This is a genomic window from Solirubrobacter phytolaccae (assembly GCF_027587195.1).
Lineage (GTDB): Bacteria > Actinomycetota > Thermoleophilia > Solirubrobacterales > Solirubrobacteraceae > Solirubrobacter > Solirubrobacter phytolaccae.
The window spans coordinates 1-21123 of sequence record NZ_JAPDDP010000081.1; the positions used below are offsets into that span (position 1 = coordinate 1).

The following is a 21123-nucleotide window of genomic DNA, read 5'->3' on the forward strand; positions in this document are numbered from 1 at the left end:
GCGCCCGCCGCGGCGGCGTCGAGGGTCGGGGACGCGGCGCTCGGGGCGGCCGGCGTCGGCGCCTCGGGCACCGCGGTGGGCGGTGGCGTAGGGACCTGGTCGGGCGTCGGGTTCGTGGGCGGCGCCGTCGCGGCGGCCGGGGCCGCGGCGACGGCCGGCGCGGGCTCCGCGGCCTTGGCTTCGGACTCGGCGCCCGCGTCGCCGGCGTCGTCGTCCTGCTTGGCCTCGGGCGGCTTGGCTTCGCCGACGACGTCCTCGCCGTCGTCCTCCATGTCCTCTTCGGCGCCGGCGGGCGCGGTCTCGCCGCCGGTCGCCTGGGTGAACACGGCTTCGGCGTCGGCCTTCGGGTCGGCCGACTCGGCCTGCGCCGCCGCGGGTGCCTCGGCGGGCTTCGCGGGCTTGGGCGCCTCGTGGGCGGGTTTGGCCGCGGGTGCCGCGTCCGCGGGGGACGCGCCGCCGCCCTGCTCGGCCATCTCGGCGGGCTCGGCCTTCAGCGCCTCCGCGGCCGCGGGCTGGGCCGGGGCGGGCGTCTCCTTGGCCTTGCCCTTCGCGTCCTCGGCCGCCGAGTCCGGCGAATGCCCGTTCTTCTGCGCGAGGTCCGGGTTCTCGGCCGCGACCGCGGCGGTGATCGCGCCCGGCGGGACCGCTCCCGCCGCGCCTTCACCGTTCCCGCGCGAGGCCGCGCCCGCGAGCGCGGCCATGATCTGGCTGTCGTCCCGGAGCGCGCGCGGATTGGGCGGAGCGGCGACACCGCCGCCATCGCGCTGCCCGCCCACGAACGACGAGACCGCCGCGTTCCCGGCGCCGCGCTGCATTCCCAGCAGCTGCTGCACGCTCATCCCGCCGGGCAGCGCGCCCGTCGGGGACGCCGTCTCCGGCGCCGCCGTCGGCGCAGCGGCGGCAGGCGCCTGCTCGGGCGAGAGCTCCTCTACCCGCTCAGGCACGCATCAGACCCGTCGACAACCCCGGCACGTCCCGGAAAGCCTACGCGGCGAATCCGGATCCGTCACGGTTGAACGGGCACCGTTTCGTGCAGCCCGCCCCCAAATCTCAGGGTGGCGCCCGGATTGCGCGGCACGAGCCAATCAGCGAGATTGGGCGCAATGCGCTCGCTCGTGATCCTCGCCGCCCTGCTGATCCCCGCCTCCACCGCCCACGCCAGGCCGCCCCTGTGCGCGCCCGAGGTGATCGAGTCCACGCTGATCGGCGCGGGCCACCTCACCCAGGAGGAGATCGACGCCGACGCGGGCGTGAACCTCGTCCGCTGCGGCGACGTCACCGGCGACGGCGGCACCGACGTCGTCTTCACCGTCGCGAGCGGCGGCACGGCGGGCGACACCCACTTCGGCGTGATCGAAGGCGGCGCGGACGGCGCCGGCGAGGTCGCCCTCTTCAAGGAGGGCTACAAGGTCGGCATCGCCCGCCACGACAAGCGCTCCTTCGACGTGCTCCAGCCGCACTACGGCTCCAAGGACGCGAACTGCTGCCCGAGCTCGTTCCGCCGCACCCGCTACACGTGGACGGGCACCCGCTTCAAGGCGGGCAAGGCGAAGACCCTCAAGAAGGCCCCAGCGAGCTTCTACCGCTAGCCGAGCGGTCGCCGAAGCCGTTCGGGTGACATCGTGGGGACCGACGTCGGCACACGAACGAGGGAGGCGAAGTGAGCACTTCACGCATGGGCGCCACGCTGGTGGGGACGATCGCGATCGCCTTGACGTTGGCGTCGACGGCCTCCGCTCGCCAGGTCGACGTCCCGAAGCGCCTGGGCAGCGACGCGATCGCGCGAGCGCACGACTCCAGCCTGGTGGTCCTGCTGCCGTCGCGGATCAACCTCGACTACGACGGAGAGCTCTTCGCGGACGGCGAAGGCGACGCCCACGAGGTCGCGTACTCGCTGACGCTCAGCGGGGCCGAGGACTGCAACGGCGCGAACGCCTGCTTCCTCGCGGAGTTCAAGGGCGAGGACGGCGCGGCGCTGGGCTACAAGCGCACGAACGTCAAGCTGGCGCTCGGGATGAAGGGCTACTACAAGCCGTCCTCGTGCGGCGCATCGTGCTCACCCCCGTCGATCCAGTGGATCCAGAAGGGCGTCCGCTACGAGATCCAGGCGAAGGCCCTCGGCGGCAAGGCCGCCTTCATCACGCTGGCCAACAGCGCCATCAAGAACGGCAACCGCAAGTAACGCCGGCCGCAGCCGTCTAGCCAGGACCGGCCGGCGGAGACCTACACCGCGAGAGACTCGAACCAGCGAGGCGCTAGCCGAGCGGTGGTCCCGACGGGAGTCTCGTCGAGCCATAAATTGCCAGGAACCGCTTCGCACCCCACAGCCGGCCCGGGGCAATTTATGGCGAGACCGAGACTCGAACTCGGGACACCACGATTTTCAGTCGTGTGCTCTACCAACTGAGCTATCTCGCCGCGGGCGCTTAGGCTAGCGCGTCGCCGAGCGCCGGTGGGCGTCCGGACGGCGGAGTGGGCCACGCGGCCCGCAGACGGGGGAGCGCAGTGACCATCACGAGCGCCAGTCCGACGCCCATGGCGAAGAACGCGCCCTGGACGCCGACGCCTGAGATCAGCGCGCCCGAGAGCAGGAAGGAGACGGCGAAGGCGAAGGAGATGCACGTCTTCTGGAGGCCGAACAACCGCCCGTGCAACGTTTCCGGTGTGCTGCGCGAGAGCAACATCCGATCGTGGACCAGCGCGAGGCCGTTGCCGAAGCCGCCGAGCATCAGGGCGGGGACGATCAGCCAGATCGAGCCGGCGAACGCGCAGACGAACAGGTCGACGGCCATCGCGGCCAGCCCGATCCCGTAGGCGCGGCGCCACATCCACGAGCGGCCGGACGTGAAGCGCGTGCACAGCGAGCCGAGCACCGTGCCCAACCCGCCCGCCGCGACCATCAGGGCCAGCCCCGAGCCGCCGACGCCCAGGACCTCGCGCGCGAGGAAGACCTCGCCCACGTTCGTGATCCCGATGCACAACACGACGCCGGTCGAGGCCATCAGCAGGGTTCGAATCTCGGGCCGGCCCGCGAGCTCGCGTACGCCCGCGCGCGCGTCAGCCATCAAAGTGGTCGTCCCGCGCGCGGCCGCGGATCCGCCGACGTCGCCGCGGACGCCGGCCAGCAGCAGCGCGGACACGCCGAACGTCAGCGCGTTGAAGCCGATCAACGCGGACGGGGAGACCACGGCCAGCGCCATCGCCGCCAACGCGGGGCCCGCGGTCAACCCGAGGTCGTCGATCGCGCTGTAGAGCCCGAGCCCGGCCGCACGGCCCCGCTCGCCGCGCAGCAGCCGCGGCAACCCGCTCAACGCCGAAGGCCCGAACAGCGCGTTCCCGATCCCCGCGATCAACGCCCCGACGATCATCAGCGTCAGCGAGTCGGCGAACAGGATCACGGTGAACGCGAAGCAGCGCAGGACGTCCCCGACCACCGCGCACGTCCGCCAGCCGATCCGGTCGACCAAGGCGCCCAGCAGCGGCCCGAGCACGATCGCCGGCAGCAGGTCCGGCACCAGAACCGCGGCGATCGCCCACGCGTTCTCGAAGCGCTCGTAGGCGAGCAGCGACAGCGCGACCGCGGCGACTCCGGAACCCAGGCAGGACTGGGCGTGCGCGGCGAAGAAGCGCCGCGCCGGCGCGCCGGACAGCGCCGCCGCGAACATCAGGCGAGGGCGGCCTGCGCCCGGAAGCGCCGGGGCATGATGCGCGAGCCGCAGGCGCCGTGCACGAGCACGATCACGCCGATCATCAGGATGAGGTCGCCGACGGAGAACACGTTGTGGAGCGGCAGCGAGGTCGGCGTCGCGAACACGTCGCCGAGGAACTGGAGCTTCGGGTTCTCCAGGACGGCGGAGTTCACGAACTCGCCGTCCTTGGCCGTCACGGCCAGGGACTCGGCCGCGCCCGCGCGCGTGGGCATGACGCCGCCGTTGGCCGCGATCGCCGCGAAGTTGCACAGGCCGCCGAGCGCGATGATCGGCACGCCCAGGATCCGGCGGTTGGCGAAGGCGAAGGCACCGAGCAGCGCGTACGACCCCAGGTGCACGGTCGTGTGGAAGGTGTGGTCGCCGGTGTCCGGGATCACGGAGATCACCAGCACCTGCAGCAGGATGGCCGCGAGTGCGAGCCCGGGCTTGCGGAGCGGGAGGTCAGCGAGTCGCGTGAGGCGCCCGCCGAGCAGCGGAACGCTCGCCAACACCATCAGATACGCGAGACCGATGATCATGACCCTGTTGATCGGCAAGGCCCCTCCGGTGCACCACTCCAACAAACGTCGAATTGCTCAATTCGGGTCGAGACCTGACCGACAACTGAGACTGGAAAGGCTCTCAAGGGGGGAGCCATGACACGGAGGTCACCAAACCATGATGAAGGCTCGCCTGTACCGCCTCGCGCTCGTCGCGGGCGTTGTGGCCGTTTTCCTCGAGGGTCTCGGCGCCGGCGTTAAGTGGGGCTAGATCGCATGCAGCAGGTCCGCAACGGCCGTAAGTGGTAGTTCCGAGGGCGCCGAGGTATCGGCGCCCTCACCCGTTTCTCGAAGTACCCATCGTTTGCCCTCCGTCGTCAAAAAGCTCACCGCGCTCGACGCCTATGTGAACGCCGTCATCGTCGTCGGCGTTCTCTGCACGGTGTGGCTGACGCTCGACGGAGCCGCTGAGCTCCATCGCCTCTGGTCACCCGAGGCGATGGTGTTCTTCGTCTTCGCCTTCGCCGGCGAGTTCGTGACGCTGAAGGTCATGACCCGCGGCGCCGAGGGCGAGGTCACCACCTCGACCACGTTTGCGCTCGCCGCGATGATCCTGGTCCACCCGCTGGCGGGCCTGATCGCGCTCGGCACGGCCAACCTCGTCGCCGACACCTGGGGCCGCAAGCCGCTCCAGAAGATCCTCTTCAACTTCTTCCAGTACGCGATCGTCGTCGGCGCCGCGGGCTTCGTCCTGAAGGTGCTGACCGGCCTGCCGCGCGACGCCGCGCCGCACCTGGACCCGTCCGACCTGCCCGGCGTGCTCGTCGCCGCCGTCGTGTTCTTCATCGCCAACATCGGGCTCGTCTCGATCGTGGTGGCGCTCGCGACGCAGTCGAGCGTGTTCACCTACCTCGCGCGCGACCTCTTCTTCCAGGCCTCGATCAACGGCCTGATGCTCGGCCTGGCGCCGATCGTCGTGCTCGCCGCCGATTTCGCGCTGCCGGCCATCGCCCTGCTGTTCCTGCCGATCTTCGCCGTCCACCGCGGCGGCCGCGAGGCGATCGCGAAGGAGCACCAGGCGCTGCATGACGCCTTGACCGGCCTCCCCAACCGGGAGCTGTTCAAGGACCGGATCGACCAGACGGTCCGCACCGCGAAGCGCACGGGCGAGACCGCGGTCGTGATGATCATGGACCTCGATCACTTCAAGGAGATCAACGACACGCTCGGCCATCACATGGGCGACCTGCTGCTGCAGGAGGTCTCCAGCCGGCTCCAGAAGGCGTTGCGCGACTCGGACACGGTCGCCCGCCTCGGCGGCGACGAGTTCGGCGTACTGCTGCCGTCGGTCGCCACGTCCGAGGACGCCGCCGCCGTCGCACAGCAGCTGCTCGCGAACCTGCGCGAGCCGTTCGTGCTCGACGGGATGCGGCTTGAGATCGACGCCTCGATCGGCCTCGCGCTGTACCCCAAGGACGGTGAGGACAACGAGGTCCTCCAGCAGCGCGCCGACATCGCCATGTACTCGGCCAAGCAGGCCGGGCGCGGGTTCGCGATGTTCGAGCCCGAGCTGGACCGTCACTCGCCGCGCCGCCTCGCGCTCGCAGGTGGCCTGCGCTCGGCCATCAACGAGGGCCAGATCCGCCTCTTCTACCAGCCCAAGGCCGACCTGCGAACGGGCCGGATCATGGGCTGCGAGGCGCTCGCGCGCTGGGATCACCCGGAGTTCGGGATCGTGGGCCCGTCCGAGTTCGTGCCGATCGCCGAGCAGACCGGGCTGATCACGCCGCTCACCTCCTTCGTCCTGGACGCCGCGATCATGCAGGTGCGCGAGTGGCAGCAGGCCGGGCTCGAGCTGTCCGTCGCCGTCAACCTGTCCGCCCGCTCGTTCCTGGACACGCAGCTCGCGGTGGAGATCCCACGCCTGCTCGCGCGCCACTCGGTCGAGGCCCGGCTGCTGGAGCTCGAGATCACCGAGTCGATGCTGATGACCGACCCGGCCCGCGCCGAGGCGACGCTCACGCGCCTGAGCCAGATCGGCCTGACGCTCTCGGTCGACGACTTCGGCACGGGCTACTCATCGCTCGCGAACCTCAAGCGCCTCCCGGTCGACGTGATCAAGATCGACAAGTCGTTCGTGATGGAGATGGCGGTCGACGCGTCGGACGCCGCGATCGTGCGCTCCACCATCGAGCTCGCACACAACCTCGGCCTGCGCGTCGTCGCGGAGGGCGTCGAGTCCGAGGACGCCTGGCGCCACCTCGAGGCGCTCGGGTGCGATCTTGCCCAGGGCTACTACCTCTCGCGCCCACTCCCGGCGGAAGCGGCAACGCGCCTGATTCAGGAGCGAGGCACCGGGTTCCACGCCTCCGTCGGGCCGTCGGCGCCACCGCAGGATCTCCTGCAACGTTTTACGAAAGTCTGATCACGTGCCGAAATAGGGCGTGTGATCGTCGTTCTCGTCGTTGCCAGCCTGCTGTTTCCTGCTTCCGCCTCCGCGCAAAGTGGGGGAACCGTCGCCCCGACCGCGCGGAGCTTCACCGCCGCCCCGGCGATCGTGACGGAGGGCGGGACGGTCACCTTCGCGGCCAAGGCGACGCCCAAGGCGCTCACCCGCGTGGACGTGATCGCGCCCGGCAAGCCCGCCGTCCGCGTGAAGACGGGGCGCGTCGGCGCGAGCGGGACGATCAAGGCGAGCTGGACCGCCGCGCTCGCGCCCGGCAAGTACACGGCCCGGCTGGTCGTGACGGTCGGCAAGTCCAAGCAGTACTTCCGCCAGGCGCTCACGGTGGGCGCGAAGGCCGCGCCCAAGCCCGTGGCGCCGCCGGCCACGCTCACGTCGACCGGCTCGAAGATCTTCCCGGTCCAGGGTGCGTTCAACTTCGGCGGGGAGCTCTCCAGGTTCGGCGCGGGGCGGACCGGCCACATCCACCAGGGCCAGGACGTCGCGGCCGCCGAGGGCACGCCGGTCGTCACGCCGATCGCCGGCACGGTGCACCACGTGGCCTACCAGGCCAACGGCGCCGGCTACTACGTCGTGATCGCGGGCGTCGACGGCCGCCACTACGTCTTCATGCACCTGCAGGCCAACTCGACCGTCGTCGCCAAGGGCGCGCCGGTGCTCGCCGGTCAGCGGATCGCGAACGTCGGCAACACCGGCGGCTCCGACGGCCCGCACCTGCACTTCGAGATCTGGATCAACGGCTGGTGGGCGACGAAGGCCTCGGCGCCGATCGACCCGCTCCCCGAGCTCCAGGCCTGGGCCGCGCAGGCGTAAGAACACCCTCATCGCGCGCTCACAGCGGACTTAGCGTCCGTCGAGAGGGTGCCGGGCATGACCTCCGCCCTGCTGCTCTCCCTCGCGCTCGTCGACCCGACCGTCGCCGCCGTCAACGCCGAGCGCGCCCGTCATCGACTGGCCCCCTTCGTCCAGCACGAGGTGCTCGAGCGGTCCTCGGAGCGCTTCGCCCAGCGGCTCGTACGGACCGGTCGCTTCGCCCACGACACGCGCATCCGCGTGCCCGCGGGACGCTTCACCCGGCTCGGCGAAGCCCTCGCCCAGGGTGAGGGGCTCTCACCCGCGGCGGCCGTCCGCGCCTGGATGGACTCGCCGCCGCACCGGAAGCTGCTGCTCTCGACCCGGTTCACGCAGGCCGGCGCCGGAGCGGCTGGCTCGACGGTCCGCGTGCTGCACCTAGCATCCGCTGCATGAGCGCGGCCGAGCCGGCCTTCGAGAGCGGCTCGTTCAGGTTCCCGCACTTGGGCGACTGCACGCAGGACGGGCAGCCCGACTCGCACGGGCACTCGCTCACGAGCCGGTAGGCGTCCCCGACCAGCCGCTCGAAGGCCTCGTAGCCGCGGCGCGAGATGCCGATCCCGCCCGGGTGGCCGTCGTAGATGAAGATCGTCGGGCCGCCGGTCTGCGGGTGGTAGTTCGTCGAGAGGCCGCCGATGTCCCAGCGGTCGCACATCGCCAGCAGCGGCAGGACGGCGATCTGCGCGTGCTCGGCGGCGTGCAGCGTGCCGACCTCGTCGTCCTCGAGCTCGTACCAGAGCGCCTGGGTGGAGAACGAGGTCTGCGGCAGGTCCAGCGGGATCAGGTCCATCGCCTCGTGGTCGTTCAGGCGCCGGCGCTGGTAGGCCAGCACCTGCTCGCTCACCACGACCTTGCCGAAGGAGAGCTTCACGCCGAGCGCGGTGCGGGTCGAGAGCACCTCCTCGATCGCGGTGTCCGTCTCGCGCTTGGGCTGCGTGTACCAGTTGCCGTCGAACGGGCGGACGAACGCGCGGCGGTCGTCGAGCTGCAGCGCCGCGACCTCGAACGTACGCCCGCCGTGCAGGTAGACCGCGCCCTGGTGGACCGTCGACGGCGCCGGGCCCGCGTCGACCGTGCCGATGATCTCGCCCGTCCCGCCGTCGATCACCGACACCGCGTCCAGCCCCGCGGACCGCAGCGACACCGCGCCCGCCGGGTACTCGTCCGCGCGCCGCAGCACGTAGCTGCCGTCGGGGCGTACGCGCAGCTCGCCCGCGCCGACCAGCTCGTCGGCGACCTCGCGCCAGCCCGGCCCGAAGATCTCGTCGTCCTCGTGCGAGAGCGCGCCTTCGTGCGCGGCGCACAGCAGGTGCGCGGCGAACAGCTGCTCGTTGCGCGGGTCCAGGATCGCCGCCTCGACGGGCCGCTCCAGGAACTCGTCCGGGTGCCGGCAGAAGAACTGGTCGAGCGCGTCCTCGCCGGCGACGTAGATCGCCAGGCCGCGCCCACGGCGGCCCGCGCGGCCCCACATCTGCTTCAGGGAGGCGACCGTGCCCGGGAACGTGACGCAGATCGCGGCGTCCAGCGCCCCGATGTCGATGCCCAACTCCAGCGCGTCCGTGGAGACGACGCCGAGCAGCTCGCCCGACGCGAGCCGGCGCTCCAGCTCGCGGCGCTGGGCGGGCGTGTAGCCGGCGCGGTAGGGCGCGATCCGCTCCGCCAGCTCCGGATAGCCGCGCTTCTTGAGCTCGAGCTCGGCGAACTTCGCCATCAGCTCGATGCCCTTGCGCGACTTCATGAAGACGATCGTCCGCGCGCCCTCGATCACGAGCCCGACGAGCAGGTCCGCGGCCTCGGCCAGCGCGGAGCGACGCCGCGCGGTCTCCGGGTCGGTGATCGGCGGGTTCCACATCGCGATCGAGCGGTTCGTGCCGGGCGAGCCGTCCTTGCTGATCACCTCGATGTCGTCGAGGCCCGTGAGGCGCTCCGCCAGCTCGCCCGGGTTGGCGACGGTGGCGCTCGCCAGCAGGAAGCGCGGCGCCGTCCCGTAGAACTCGCAGATCCGCCGCAGCCGCCGGATCACGTTCGCCACGTGGGAGCCGAAGACGCCGCGGTAGACGTGCGCCTCGTCGATCACGACCACCGCGAGCCCGCTGAAGAACCGCTCCCACTGCGCGTGGTTCGGGAGGATCCCGAGGTGCAGCATGTCGGGGTTGGTGAGGATCAGGTTCGCGCGCCGGCGCAGCTCCGCGCGGTGCTCGCGCGGCGTGTCACCGTCGTAGATCGCGGGCTGCAGGCGCTTGAGGTTGAACGCGTGCAGCGCTCGCGCCTGATCCTGCGCGAGCGCCTTGGACGGGTACAGGTACAGCGCCCGCGCCATCGGGACGGTGGCGATCGTCTGCAGCGTGGGGAGCTGGAAGCACAGCGACTTGCCGGACGCGGTGCCGGTGGTGACGATCGTCGGGCCGGCGAACGCGGCTTCGAGCGCATCGGCCTGGTGGCCCCACAGCGAGTCGACGCCGCGGCGGGCGAGCGCCTTGTGCACCTCGGGGTCCAGGTCGGGCGGGATCGGGACGATCGTCGCGTGGCGCGCGTGCTCCATCGCCTGGCGGACGAGCCGGTCGTCCACGCGCCCCGACGCGAGCAGCGCGTCCCACGGCTCCTGCTCACGAACGACGGACACCCTCCGATCCTAGGCTCACCTCCCACCGGCGCCCGACCGTTTCCAGCAACATGGGGTAAACGATCGCGAGCCGGAACGGCTTGATCGCCGCCAGGTAGACGCGTCCGAAGCGGCCGGCGGGCTTGACGAGCACCGCCATCTGGGCGCGATAGCCGTCGTCAGCCGGCACCCAGCCGATGTGCAGGAGGCCGTGGACGGTCCGGTTGGCGATCTCGGCGACCCACTCGTCGTCGGTCTGGTAGACGGAGCGGAAGATCGGCTCGGCGGCTTCGCGGCCGGGCACGGTGCGGATGTCGGGGCCCCGCGGGCCGTCGCGCAGGTGCTGCGGGAGCCGGTCGCGCAGCGAGGTCACGCGCCCGTCGAGGCCGCCGCCCGCCTCGTCCCAGCCGAAGAGCTTGCCGAGCTGCCAGCGCAGCGCGAACAGCGCGCGGAACGGCGCAGGGAAGTCCTCCGGCCGCCCGCGGGTGACGAACGAGTCCAGCAGTCGCGGGAAGTCCGCCTTCTGGCCGGGCGTCGGCAGCGCCCACACGTCCTCGAGCTCGAAGTCCGGCGCGAGCGCGTGGATGAGCCACGGATACGTCGTGTGCGCCTCGTCGGGAAGCCTCATCAGGTCCCTCCATACAGTGGTGTACGGAGCGACCGTACAGTACTGTACGGAGGATCGCAACCCGTGAGGACTGGACCCGTGCCGCGCTGGCCGCGATCGCCGACGGCGGCGTGCCGGCCGTGGCCGTGGATCGCCTGAAGGACGCCGTCGGCGCGACGCGCGGCAGCTTCTACTGGCACTTCAAGGACCGCGGCGAGCTCGTCGAGGCGGCGCTCGCGCTGTGGGAGCGCGAGTACACGACCGAGCTGATCCCGCTGGCCGAGGCGGTGCCGGACCCGCGCGCCCGGCTGCGCGCGCTGTTCGAGCGCGTGTACGAGCCGCGCGCGGACCCGATCGAGGTCGCGCTGGCCAAGGCCGCCGACGACCCGCTGGTCGCGCCGGTGTGGGCGCGCGTGAGCGAGGCGCGGATGGGGTTGATCCACGCCATCTTCCTCGAGCTGGGGTTGAGCGAGGCGGAGGCCGATTCCCGCACCTGGCTCGCGTGGGCGTTCTACGTCGGCCACCACCTGCTCGACGACGCGCCGGCGCGGCCCGAGCGGCTCGGCCGCATCGTCGACCTGCTCGGCAGCTAGGTTTTGGCCATGGCCGGCTCGCTGCGCTGCGTCTTCTACGACCCCGAGGTCCTGGACCCGGGCTCACGCCTCAACGACCTGGCGTTCGAGGCCTGCGCCCGTGCCGAAGTCGCCGTCTACGCGCTCGCCGGCGACGAGTCGGTGGTGGAGGTCGGCGGCGAGCTGCACGCCGTCGCCACCGAGGAGGGCTCGGTGGCGTTCGTCATGCGGGCGCTCGGGCTGCGCGGCGACCAGTGCATCGGCGTGGGCGCCGCGCTGGCCGCCACGTCGGTCGGCACGGTGTGGGTCGGTCCGCTCGAGCTCGAGATCCGCGGCACGTTCGTGCGCGTCGCGGAGGAGGAAGCGGACTTGCTCTACCAGGCCGTGATCAGCGAGCTGGCCCAGCGACGCTGAGCGCGAACAGGCCCTCCGGGTCGGTCAGGAACTCGAGCGGGGCGAGGCCCGCCGCCGCCAGGTCGGCCTCCAGGCGCTTGCGGGTGAACTTGCAGCTGATCTCGGTCCGCAGCTCCTCGCGGTTGGCGAAGTGCACGCCACGGTCGAGCTTGCGCACGTTGACGACCATCGGCCGCAGCGCCCGCAGCCGCATCTCGATCCACTGCTGCTCGCGGTCGTAGAAGGCGACGTGTTCGAAGGCTTCGAGATCGAAGTCGGCGTCCAGCTCGCGGTTGATGACGGCGAGCATGTTGCGGTTGAAGGCCGCGGTGATGCCGGCGCTGTCGTTGTAGGCGGCCTCGAGCCGGGCCGGGTCCTTGACGAGGTCGACGCCGAGCAGCACCGCGTCTTGGGGTCTTAGCGCTCGGGCCAGGCTGCGCAGGAAACGGCGCCGCGAGCCGGGCGGGAAGTTGCCGATCGTGCCGCCCAGGAAGGCGATCACGCGCGGGCCCTCAGCGGGCGGGAGCGCGTCCAGATGGCGCTCGAAGTCGCCGACCACGCCGAACACGCGCACGCCCGGGTAGCGCTCGACGAGCATCTCGGCGGATTCGCGCAGGACGACTTCGGAGACGTCGAACGGCATGTAGCGGTCCAGCGTGCCCGCCTCGCGCATGGCGTCCAGCAGCAGCAGCGTCTTGGTCGGCACGCCGCTGCCGAGCTCCACCAGCTCCGCCATCCCGGTCAGCTCGACGATGTGCGCGGCGTCGGCCTCCAGGATCGCCCGCTCCGTGCGCGTCGGGTAGTACTCCGGCAGCTTCGTGATCGCCTCGAACAGGCGCGAGCCCTCGGTGTCATAGAAGTGCTTGGGCGGGATCTCCTTGAACGGCCGCGTCAGCCCGTCCAGCACGTCGAACGCGAGCGTGCGCTCGTCCGCGCCGAGCCGCGACACGATCTGGATGTCCTTGAACGCCGTCTTCATCGCGTGATCCTGACTCCGGCGAAGAGCTGCCGGCGCTCGGGGAGGTCCCAGTTGCGGAACTGGTTGGAGGCGACACGCGGGTGCGTGGCGTAGCTGCCGCCGCGCAGCACCCGGTAGCGGTCGCCGAAGAACACTTCGGAGTACTCCCTATACGGGTGAGGCGTGAAACCCGGGTAGCCGGTGAACGGACTGCTCGTCCACTCCCAGACGGCGCCGACGCCCTCGAGCTCCGGCGCGGCCTTCTCCCACTCGGCCTCGGTGGGGAGCCGGGCGTCGTGGGCACGGGCGAAGGCCTCGGCCTCGTGGTGGCTGACGTGGACGACCGGCGCGTTCGGCGGGCCGCCGGCGTGACCGGTGACGTCGTTCTCCGTCCGCCACGCCCAGCCGGCGGGTGACCACAGCGCCTCGTTCTCGTAGCCGCCGGCCTCGACGAAGGCCTGCCAGGTCGCGTTCGTCACGGGCGTGCGACCGATCGTGAAGCGCGCCGTGTCGGCGGTGTGGCGGGGGCGCTCGTTGTCATACGCGAAGCCTTCGGGGCCCGTGCCAAGCACGAACGGACCCTCCGGGACCTCGATCATCTCCAAGCCGGAGCCGTCCACGGTGACCGGGCCGTGAAGCGCGGGCGGCGCGATGCCCGCGAGCACCATCGCCTGCAGCATCGTCTCGGTGTGCTGGAGCTCGTGCCGGATCACGAGCTCGTGCAGGACACCGTCGCCGACCGGCGTCTCCAGCGCGCGCTCGCGCACGGTGGACATGTACTCGAGCAGCTCCTCGCCGCGCAGGAACTCGAGATCGCCGCGCACCGCCCGGGGCGTCTCGAACGCGTCGTAGAGCGCCGCCAGGTCCTCCCGCAGCAGCTCACGGCCGCCCGCGCGGTGGTTCAGCCACAGGTCCTCGTAGGCCGCCATGTGCCCGAGATCCCAGCTCAACGGGCTCATGATCGGGTTCAGGGTCGCGTTCAGGCGCTCATCGTCGAGGTGGGCGACGAGCGCGAACGTCCGCTCCCGTACCTCGCCCATCACGGCGTGCAGATCTTCCGCCACGAGTTCGAACATACACGGATCGTATGTTCGATTTAGGTCAGCGGTTGACCTAGATCAGGCGACCGAACCAGCGGAGCGAGAGTCCGCCGGCGGCGATGAGCAGGAAGATCGCGCCGCCCGCGAAGAACGCGGTGACCTCTTCCTTCTCCGAGCGAGAGCTCAGGCGCGTGCCCAAGTTGGCGTAGATCTCCTTGACCTTGTCGGCCTCGGCGGCCTCGTACTGGCGGCCGCCGGAGACGCGCGCGATCTCCTTGAGCGTCTCCGTGTCCGGCGGGACCTGGACGCGCTGCAGGAACCCGAACGAGTCCCGCAGCTCGACCTCGCCCGCGGGCGTGCCGAGGGCGATCGCGTAGATCGGGATCCGGGCGCGCCCGGCCTCACGGGCGACTTCCACCGGGTCACGCGTGCCCGAGGTGTTCTTGCCGTCGGAGAGCAGCACGATCACCGACGGGATCCGGCGCAGGCCCGTGCCGTCGGCGTTCGGGACCGGCGTGCGCGCGGCGGCGAGGCCACGCTCCAGCCCGTCGCCCATCGCCGTGCCGCCCTCGGCGAGCAGCTGATCGAGCGCGCCCTTCATCTGCGCGCGGTCGGTCGTCGGCGCGACGCGCTGCTCCGCGTAGTCGGAGAACGTGACGAGGCCGAGTCGGAACGTCGGCGGGACGCGCGTGGTCAGCGTCTTGGCCGCCTCGACCGCGGCGGTCAGCCGGTCCGGGCTCACGTCCGTGGCGTTCATCGAGCCGCTGACGTCCGTGACCATGATGATGTTGGCCGCCCGCTGCGGCGCGGCGACCGTGCGCTGCGGCCGCGCCAGCGCGACCACGAGCACGGCCAGCGCGAGCAGGAGCAGTACGGGCGGCAGATGGCGCCGCCAGCCGGGCCGCGAGGCCACCAGGTTGGGCACGAGCGCGGGATTGGCCCAGGCGCTCGACTCGCGCCGACGACGCCGTTGCAGCGACCCGTACGCCATCACGGCCAGCGGGATGAGGATGAACCCGGCGAGGAGAAGCGGCTCCGCGAAGCTCACGCCACGACCTCCCGCCCCGCGCCGCTTGCGCGCGCCGCGCCGTCCGGCCGCTCGTCGCGGCTCGCTGTCGCGGCCCGGCTCATCCGCGCATCCTGTTCGCGATCGCTGCGCGAGCGGGCGCGCCAGAGCGCAGCGCGGCCTCGCTGCGGCGCAGGTGGCCGGCCAGCACGCGCAGCCAGTCGCCCGCGGTGCTCAGCACGAGGTGGTCGGCGCCGGCGTGGCGGATCGCGCCGCGGACCTCGTCGCGCTCGGCCGCGGCGGCCTGCGCGAACCGCTGACGGACCTTCTTGCGGCGCGTGTCCACGTGCACCTGACGGCCGGTCTCCGGGTCCACGAGCCACAGGTCCCCCGCCGGGACGAGCTGCTGCTCGCGCGGGTCGACGATCTCCACGCACAGCACGCCGTGGCGGGCGCGCAGCTCGCGCAGCGGCGCCTCCCAGTCGCGTGGGCCGCGGAAGTCCGAGACGATCACGACCAGGCCACGCTGGCGGCCGATCGCGCTCGCACCCTTGAGGACCTGGCCGAGCGTCTGGCCCTCGGACGCGTTGCCCTCGTGACGCAGCTCCGCGAGCAGCCCGAGGAGTCCGTAACGGCCCTGGCGCGGCCGGATGATCCGCGACTCACCCGCGCCGAAGCCGAGCACGCCGAGCCGGTTCCCGCGCCGCGTGGCGACGTGGCCGACGGCCAGCGCGACGCCCTCGGCGACGTCGGCCTTGCGGCGATCGGCGGTGCCGAACTGCATCGAGGCCGAGCCGTCCAGCACCAGCCAGGAAGTCAGCGCGCGCTCGCCGACGTGCACGCGCACGTACGGCTCCTGCATGCGGGCGGTCGCGTTCCAGTCGATGTGGCGGACGTCGTCGCCCGGGTGGTACGGGCGGATCATCGCCAGCTCGGTGCCCTGGCCCGTCTGCGGCGTGAGGTGCTCGCCGGGGACGAGGCTCTCGATCCGCTTCATCACCGCCAGGTCGAGCGACCGCAGGACCTGGGGCGGAACGGGGCCGGGGCCGGGCTTGGACGGCGTCCGGTCGTCGGTCACGAGCCTCATCGAGTCACCTCGCCCGGGAGAATCGCCCTCTGGGCGATTGCTCCCAGCGACGCGAGCGCGCAGCGCGAGTCGTTGCCCCTCACGGCAGGCGTCCTCCGCGGGCGAGGCCGAGGCCGGCGCCGATCAGCAGCAGCACCAGCGCGCCGCCGGCGAACGCCGAGGTCACCTGCTGCTTCTCCTTCGTCCGGGTCAGCCGGGTGCCGATGTTGCGGTAGACCGCTTCGAGCTGACGCGCGTCGGCGGTGGCGAAGAACTGGCCGCCGGTGTCGCGCGCCACGTCCTGCAGCGTCAGCAGGTCCGGCGGGACGGGCTCGGTGTTCGTCGCGCCCGTGTTCGGGTCGGTGTGGGTGAGCGTGCCGTTCTGCGTGCCGAGCGCGACCGTGTAGACCGGGATCTTGTACTTCTTGGTGTCCTGGACGACGTCGATCGGGTCCGAGCCGCGGGTACTCGCGCCGTCGCCGAGCAGGACGATCGCGGCGGGGAGCCGTCGCGAGCCGCCGAGCCCGTCCGGCACCGGGACGCGCGCCGAGTTCACGGCGAGCTCGAGCGCGTCCCCCATCGCGGTCGCGCCGGCGACCTGCAGGCTGTCGATCGTCGCCTTCACGCGCAGCTTGTCCGTCGTCGGTTCGCTCAGCTGCTGGGCGCTGGAGCCGAACCCGATCACGCCGATCCGGAACCCGTCCGGCACCGCGTCGGTGAACGTGTTGCCCGCGAGCTGGGCGGCGGCGAGGCGGGACGGCTGGACGTCGGTCGCGAGCATCGAGCCGCTCGTGTCGAACACCAGCAGTACGTTGGCCTCACGACGCTCGGCGTCCACCGTCCGCTCCGGCCGCGCGAGCGCGACCAGCAGCGCCGCGAACGCCAGCAGCGCGAACAGCGCGGGGATGTGGCGCGAGTACGAACGGCCCGCGACCGCGGCCAGGAGGTCGACGTTCGTGAACGCGACCGCGTACTTGCGCCGCCGCCGCTGCATCAACGCGTAGAGCACCGCGACGAGCGGCACCAGCGCGAGGAGGAGCAGCAGAAGCGGCGCCTGGAACGTCATGCGCCGAAGTAGGGGCGCTCCTGCGCCAGCTCGATGCGCGGCATCGGCACGCGCTCGAGGACGTCGTCGAGGACGCGGTCCGCATCAACTCCGGCCGCGAGCGCCTCGTAGGTGAGCACGATCCGGTGGCGGAGCACGTCGCGCGCGAGGTCCCGCACGTCGACCGGGAGCATGTAGTCGCGGCCTCGCAGCAGCGCGAGCGCGCGGCCGGCGTGGACGAGGTTGATCGAGCCGCGCGGCGAGGCGCCGAACTCGACCCAGTTCTCGTCGCCCGGGTCACGTGTGGCGGTGGTGAGCGCGACGGCGTACTCCATCACGCGCCGGTCCACGTACACCGTGCTCGCGGCGCGCTGGTGCGCGGAGAGCTTCTCGGGCGAGAGCACCTCGCGGGCGACCGTGCCGGTCTCCAGGCTGCGCTCGACGACCGAGACCTCGTCGCGGTGCGACGGGTAGTCGACCACGAGCTTGAACATGAAGCGGTCGACCTGCGCCTCGGGCAGCGGGTACGTACCCTCGGACTCGATCGGGTTCTGCGTCGCGAGCACGAGGAACGGGGCCGGGACGTGATGCGTGTCGTGGCCGATCGTCACCTGGCGCTCCTGCATCACCTCGAGCAACGCCGACTGCACCTTGGCGGGCGCGCGGTTGATCTCGTCCGCGAGCAGGAAGTTGCAGAACACCGGGCCGAGCTCGGTGTCGAACCCGCCCGTGTCCGGCCGGTAGATGCGCGTGCCGACGAGGTCCGCGGGCACCAGGTCCGGCGTGAACTGCAGGCGCTTGAACGAGCCGCCGAGCACGTCCGCGACCGTCTTGACGGTCAGCGTCTTCGCCAGGCCCGGGACGCCCTCGAGCAGCACATGCCCGCCGGCCAGGAGCGCCACGAGCACGCGCTCGAGCATCGCCTCCTGGCCCACGATCACGCGCTTGATCTCGAACAGCGCCGTCTCCAGCGCGTCGTGGGCTTCACGCGACGGGTTCGGCTCTCCGTGTGAGTCGAGCGCGTGGAGGCGCCGGTCCTCGTGGGTCACGTGCAATCTCCTGGGGTCTGCATGATCAGCCGCCGGGCGGCCGTTCGGGTCGGGTGCCGAGCTGGACGGTCAGCGTACGTCGCTGCCCGCTGCGGACGACCTCCACCTTGGCCTGTTCCCCCGGCTTGCGGGCGGTAACCGCGGCGGACACGTCCTCGGAGGACTTGACGGCCTTGCCGTCGATGCTGGTGATCTTGTCGCCGGGGCGCAGGCCGCCCTGGGCGGCGGGGCCGTTCGGGACGACGGAGTCCACGATCGCGCCCGAGCGGTCCGGCGGGGTGCCGTTGCGCACGCCGAGGTACGCGCGCTCGACCTTCCCGCCGTTCTTGATCAGCGGGACGACGAACTTGACGGTGGAGACCGGGACGGCGAAGCCGACGCCGGAGTTGGCGCCGCTGCCGCTGCGGATCTGGCTGTTGACGCCGATCACGCGGCCGTTGCCGTCGAGCAGCGGGCCGCCCGAGTTGCCCGGGTTGATGGCCGCGTCGGTCTGGACCGCGTCGGCGATCGGGTAGCCGTTCGGCGAGTCGATCGTGCGGCCGAGGCTGGAGATGATCCCGGTCGTGACCGTGCCCTCGAGGCCGAACGGCGAGCCGATCGCGATCGCCTGGTCGCCCGGCTCGAGCTTCGTGGAGTCGCCGAGCTCGAGCGGCGTGAGGCCACCCTTGACGTCACTCGGGTCGACCTTGAGCACCGCGAGGTCGCTCGACGGGTCCTTGCCCATGAGCTTCGCGGGGATCGGCTGCGGGTCGCCGCCGATCACGACCTGGAACTGGGACGCCTCCTCGACCACGTGGTCGTTGGTGACGATGTGGCCTTCCTTGTCGATGACGAAGCCGGAGCCCGTGGCGCTCTGACCCGCCTGGATGAAGACCACGCCCGGGGAGACGCGTTTGTAGAGCTCGGAGATGTCCGAGGGCGCGCTGCCCTGGTCTCCGCCGTTGTCGTCGGAGCCGCTGTTGGCGGTGGGGGGAGACGGCGCGGCAGCCGAGGGGGACGACGTGTCGTTGTCGTTGTCGATCACGCCGCCCGCAGCGAGCAGCGCGACCACCAGGCCGACCGTGACAGCGCCGCCCAGGAAGGAGACGAAGGAGCGCATAGCCCTCACATGAGAGCGCAAAGGCGTGGGGCATTTCTAAAGAAAGTCTCTACTTCTGTGATTCTTACGTTCGCGATCGAACTTCTGTGGAGCTATGACCCGCGTTCTCATCGTTGACGACGAACCTGCCGTGCGCGCCGCGTTGGACCGCGCGCTGCGGCTTGACGGCTACGACGTGGCGCTGGCCGCGGACGGGCGCGAGGCACTGGACCGGCTGGCGGACACGCGCCAGGATGCGGTCATCCTCGACGTCGCGATGCCGGGCGTGGACGGGCTGGAGGTCTGTCGGCGGCTGCGCGACGCGGGCGACCGCACGCCCGTGCTGATGCTCACCGCGCGGGACGCGGTCGACGATCGCGTGGCGGGGCTGGACGCCGGGGCCGACGACTATCTGGTGAAGCCGTTCGCCCTGAAGGAGCTGAAAGCGCGCTTGCGGGCGCTGCTGCGGCGGGCCGAGCCGACCGGGCCCGAGGGTGCCTCAGTGCTGCGCTTCGCCGACCTGTCGCTGGACCGGGCGGCGTGGGAGGCGCGGCGGGGCGCGCGGTTGCTGGAGCTCTCGCGCACGGAGTTCCAGCTGCTGGCGCTGTTCCTCGAGCACCCGAAGCAGGTGCTGACCCGCTCGCAGATCTTCGAGCGGGTGTGGGGCTACGACTTCGGCTCCTCGTCGAACTCGCTCGGCGTCTACATGGGCTACCTGCGCCGCAAGACCGAGGAGGGCGGGGAGTCCCGGCTCCTCCACACGGTCCGCGGCGTGGGCTACGTGCTCAAAGACTGATGTCGTCGTTGCCGTTACGGCGCCGGATGACGATCGCGGTGGCGATCGCCGTCGCGGTGGCGGTCGCGTTGAGCGCGTTCGTGGCGTACGTCGCCGTGCGCAACGAGCTGCGCGGCGAGGTCGACCGAGCGCTGGAGGAGCAGCGCCTGATCCCGCCGCCGCAGACGCAGGGCGGGCCGCGCTTCGGCCGCGGCGGTTTCGGCCGGCTGCCGGCGCGCTTCGGTGGCCCGACGCCTTACATCCAGCTGATCGACCCCGGCAACGGCGTGGAGGTCCGCGGGAGTGAGGCGGTGGCGATGCCGGTGCAGGACCGCGCGCGCGACGTCGCGGCGGGCGTCGCCGACCGGTACTTCGACGACGTCACCGTGGGCGGCACCCACGTCCGGGTGCTCACGGTGCCGCTGGAGGGCGGTTTCGCGGTGCAGTTCGGCCGGTCGCTGGAGCCCGCCGACGCGGTGCTCTCCCGGCTGCGGCTGATTCTCGTGCTGGTCGTCCTGGGCGGAGTCGCCCTGGCCGTGGCCCTGGGGCGGCTGGTGTCCCGGAACGTGGTCGCCCCGATCGCCGAGGTGAGCGACGCCGCCCGTCACATCGCCCAGACGGAGGACCTCGGTCGCCGGATCAAGGTCGAGACGCAGGACGAGATCGGCGAGCTGGCCGAGCACTTCAACGCGATGATGGACACGCTCGAGCGGTCGGTCGCCGCCCAGCGCCAACTGGTGGCCGACGCCTCGCACGAGCTGCGCACGCCGATCACCTCTTTGCGGACGAACATCGAGGTGCTGGCGGAGTCCGAGGCCCTGCCGCCCGACGAGCGCGCCCGGCTGCTGCAGGACGTCGAGGAACAGACCACGGAGCTCGGCATGCTCGTCGCGGACCTGATCGAGCTCGCCCGCGGCGATGAGCCCCGCCGCGAAAGCGAGGACGTCCGCCTGGACGCCCTGGTACGCGAGGCCCTGACCCGCGCCCGCCGCCACGCCCCGGGCATCGTCTTCGATGCTGTGTTGGAACCCGCGGTGTTGGACGGCACCCGCGAGCGCCTCGCCCGTGCGGTCAACAACCTCCTCGACAACGCCGCCAAGCACTCCCCTCCGGGCGGCGTGGTCCACGTCACCGCCGGCCCGTCCGGCGTCACCGTCCGCGACCACGGCACCGGCGTCGCCGAAGAGGACCTCCCATACCTGTTCGACCGCTTCTACCGTGGCGCCTCGTCCCGCGGTCGCCCGGGCTCGGGCCTCGGCCTCGCCATCGTCCGCCAGGTCGCCGAGCAGCACGGCGGCACCGTCCGCGCCTCCAACACCCCCACCGGCGGAGCCGAGTTCACCCTCGAGCTCCCGGCCTCCACCCCCACCGGCGAACCCGAACCGACCCCCTCCTCGTCCCTCTGGCGAACCTAAAGCCCCAGGTCC

The 21123-nt window shown here is 71.7% G+C and carries 20 protein-coding genes, 1 tRNA gene and 1 pseudogene; 9 read left to right on the forward strand and 13 right to left on the reverse strand.

The window, feature by feature from the left end; all coding sequences use genetic code 11:
- Positions 1–944 (reverse strand): annotated as a pseudogene (locus tag OJ997_RS30070) (hypothetical protein); the annotation flags it as partial.
- 159 nt (positions 945–1103) lie between these two features.
- On the opposite strand from OJ997_RS30070, the gene OJ997_RS30075 reads away from it, so the two are divergent.
- A complete protein-coding gene (locus OJ997_RS30075; RefSeq protein WP_270029055.1) occupies positions 1104–1589 on the forward strand; it encodes a hypothetical protein in 486 nt (161 codons plus the stop codon).
- 71 nt (positions 1590–1660) lie between these two features.
- Complete coding sequence (locus tag OJ997_RS30080; RefSeq protein ID WP_270029056.1) at positions 1661–2182, forward strand: hypothetical protein; 522 nt, start codon at positions 1661–1663, stop codon at positions 2180–2182.
- A gap of 163 nt (positions 2183–2345) precedes the next feature.
- On the opposite strand, the gene OJ997_RS30085 is transcribed toward OJ997_RS30080, so the two are convergent.
- From OJ997_RS30085 to OJ997_RS30095, 3 genes are all read right to left on the reverse strand, one after another.
- Positions 2346–2418 (reverse strand) — tRNA-Phe (locus tag OJ997_RS30085).
- Positions 2419–2426: 8 nt separating this feature from the next.
- Entirely contained in the window at positions 2427–3665 is a 1239-nt protein-coding gene (locus tag OJ997_RS30090; protein ID WP_270029057.1) for an MFS transporter, read from the reverse strand.
- Entirely contained in the window at positions 3665–4228 is a 564-nt protein-coding gene (locus tag OJ997_RS30095) for a DUF5317 domain-containing protein (protein ID WP_270029058.1), read from the reverse strand. Before OJ997_RS30095 ends, OJ997_RS30090 begins: the two co-directional genes overlap by 1 nt.
- A gap of 325 nt (positions 4229–4553) precedes the next feature.
- Between OJ997_RS30095 and OJ997_RS30100 the strand changes: the two genes are divergently transcribed.
- Genes OJ997_RS30100 through OJ997_RS30110 form a run of 3 tightly spaced genes read left to right on the forward strand, consistent with a single transcriptional unit; the run spans position 4554 to position 7901 of the window.
- Positions 4554–6614: a putative bifunctional diguanylate cyclase/phosphodiesterase gene (locus OJ997_RS30100; RefSeq protein WP_270029059.1), complete on the forward strand. Its 2061-nt coding sequence runs from the start codon at positions 4554–4556 to the stop codon at positions 6612–6614.
- A gap of 21 nt (positions 6615–6635) precedes the next feature.
- A complete protein-coding gene (locus OJ997_RS37925) occupies positions 6636–7466 on the forward strand; it encodes a M23 family metallopeptidase (protein ID WP_270029060.1) in 831 nt (276 codons plus the stop codon).
- A gap of 57 nt (positions 7467–7523) precedes the next feature.
- Complete coding sequence (locus OJ997_RS30110) at positions 7524–7901, forward strand: CAP domain-containing protein (protein WP_270029061.1); 378 nt, start codon at positions 7524–7526, stop codon at positions 7899–7901.
- Here OJ997_RS30110 and OJ997_RS30115 read toward each other — a convergent pair.
- Both OJ997_RS30115 and OJ997_RS30120 read right to left on the reverse strand, forming a co-directional pair.
- Complete coding sequence (locus OJ997_RS30115) at positions 7834–10128, reverse strand: DEAD/DEAH box helicase (RefSeq protein WP_270029062.1); 2295 nt, start codon at positions 10126–10128, stop codon at positions 7834–7836. The genes OJ997_RS30110 and OJ997_RS30115 overlap by 68 nt on opposite strands.
- Positions 10112–10735, reverse strand: a complete 624-nt coding sequence (locus OJ997_RS30120; protein ID WP_270029063.1) for a DUF2867 domain-containing protein — start codon at positions 10733–10735, stop codon at positions 10112–10114. Before OJ997_RS30120 ends, OJ997_RS30115 begins: the two co-directional genes overlap by 17 nt.
- 53 nt (positions 10736–10788) lie before the next feature.
- Here OJ997_RS30120 and OJ997_RS30125 point away from each other — a divergent pair, with 53 nt between their 5' ends.
- Positions 10789–11307 carry a TetR/AcrR family transcriptional regulator gene (locus OJ997_RS30125; protein WP_372517947.1) on the forward strand — a complete coding sequence of 173 codons (519 nt, stop codon included), beginning with the start codon at positions 10789–10791 and terminating at the stop codon, positions 11305–11307.
- Positions 11308–11316: 9 nt separating this feature from the next.
- The gene (locus tag OJ997_RS30130) at positions 11317–11700 is read left to right on the forward strand and encodes a hypothetical protein (RefSeq protein WP_270029064.1); all 384 of its coding nucleotides are present in this window, start codon (positions 11317–11319) and stop codon (positions 11698–11700) included.
- Here OJ997_RS30130 and egtD read toward each other — a convergent pair.
- The 7 genes from egtD to OJ997_RS30165 all read right to left on the reverse strand — a co-directional run bounded on the left by egtD (position 11675) and on the right by OJ997_RS30165 (position 18942).
- A complete protein-coding gene (gene egtD / locus OJ997_RS30135) occupies positions 11675–12658 on the reverse strand; it encodes an L-histidine N(alpha)-methyltransferase (RefSeq protein ID WP_270029065.1) in 984 nt (327 codons plus the stop codon). The genes OJ997_RS30130 and egtD overlap by 26 nt on opposite strands.
- Positions 12655–13713 (reverse strand): SUMF1/EgtB/PvdO family nonheme iron enzyme, encoded by a 1059-nt coding sequence (locus OJ997_RS30140; RefSeq protein ID WP_270029066.1) that lies wholly within the window; start codon positions 13711–13713, stop codon positions 12655–12657. Before OJ997_RS30140 ends, egtD begins: the two co-directional genes overlap by 4 nt.
- 37 nt (positions 13714–13750) lie before the next feature.
- Entirely contained in the window at positions 13751–14725 is a 975-nt protein-coding gene (locus OJ997_RS30145; protein WP_270029067.1) for a VWA domain-containing protein, read from the reverse strand.
- Between the two features lie 79 nt (positions 14726–14804).
- Complete coding sequence (locus tag OJ997_RS30150) at positions 14805–15770, reverse strand: DUF58 domain-containing protein (protein WP_270029068.1); 966 nt, start codon at positions 15768–15770, stop codon at positions 14805–14807.
- 79 nt (positions 15771–15849) lie between these two features.
- A complete protein-coding gene (locus OJ997_RS30155) occupies positions 15850–16815 on the reverse strand; it encodes a VWA domain-containing protein (RefSeq protein ID WP_270029069.1) in 966 nt (321 codons plus the stop codon).
- A complete protein-coding gene (locus OJ997_RS30160) occupies positions 16812–17843 on the reverse strand; it encodes an AAA family ATPase (RefSeq protein ID WP_270029070.1) in 1032 nt (343 codons plus the stop codon). Before OJ997_RS30160 ends, OJ997_RS30155 begins: the two co-directional genes overlap by 4 nt.
- Before the next feature lie 25 nt (positions 17844–17868).
- Complete coding sequence (locus OJ997_RS30165) at positions 17869–18942, reverse strand: S1C family serine protease (protein ID WP_270029071.1); 1074 nt, start codon at positions 18940–18942, stop codon at positions 17869–17871.
- A gap of 94 nt (positions 18943–19036) precedes the next feature.
- On the opposite strand from OJ997_RS30165, the gene OJ997_RS30170 reads away from it, so the two are divergent.
- Together OJ997_RS30170 and OJ997_RS30175 are read left to right on the forward strand one after the other, a co-directional pair.
- The gene (locus OJ997_RS30170; RefSeq protein WP_270029072.1) at positions 19037–19717 is read left to right on the forward strand and encodes a response regulator transcription factor; all 681 of its coding nucleotides are present in this window, start codon (positions 19037–19039) and stop codon (positions 19715–19717) included.
- Between the two features lie 26 nt (positions 19718–19743).
- Positions 19744–21111: a sensor histidine kinase gene (locus OJ997_RS30175; protein ID WP_270029073.1), complete on the forward strand. Its 1368-nt coding sequence runs from the start codon at positions 19744–19746 to the stop codon at positions 21109–21111.
- Positions 21112–21123: the final 12 nt, after the last annotated feature.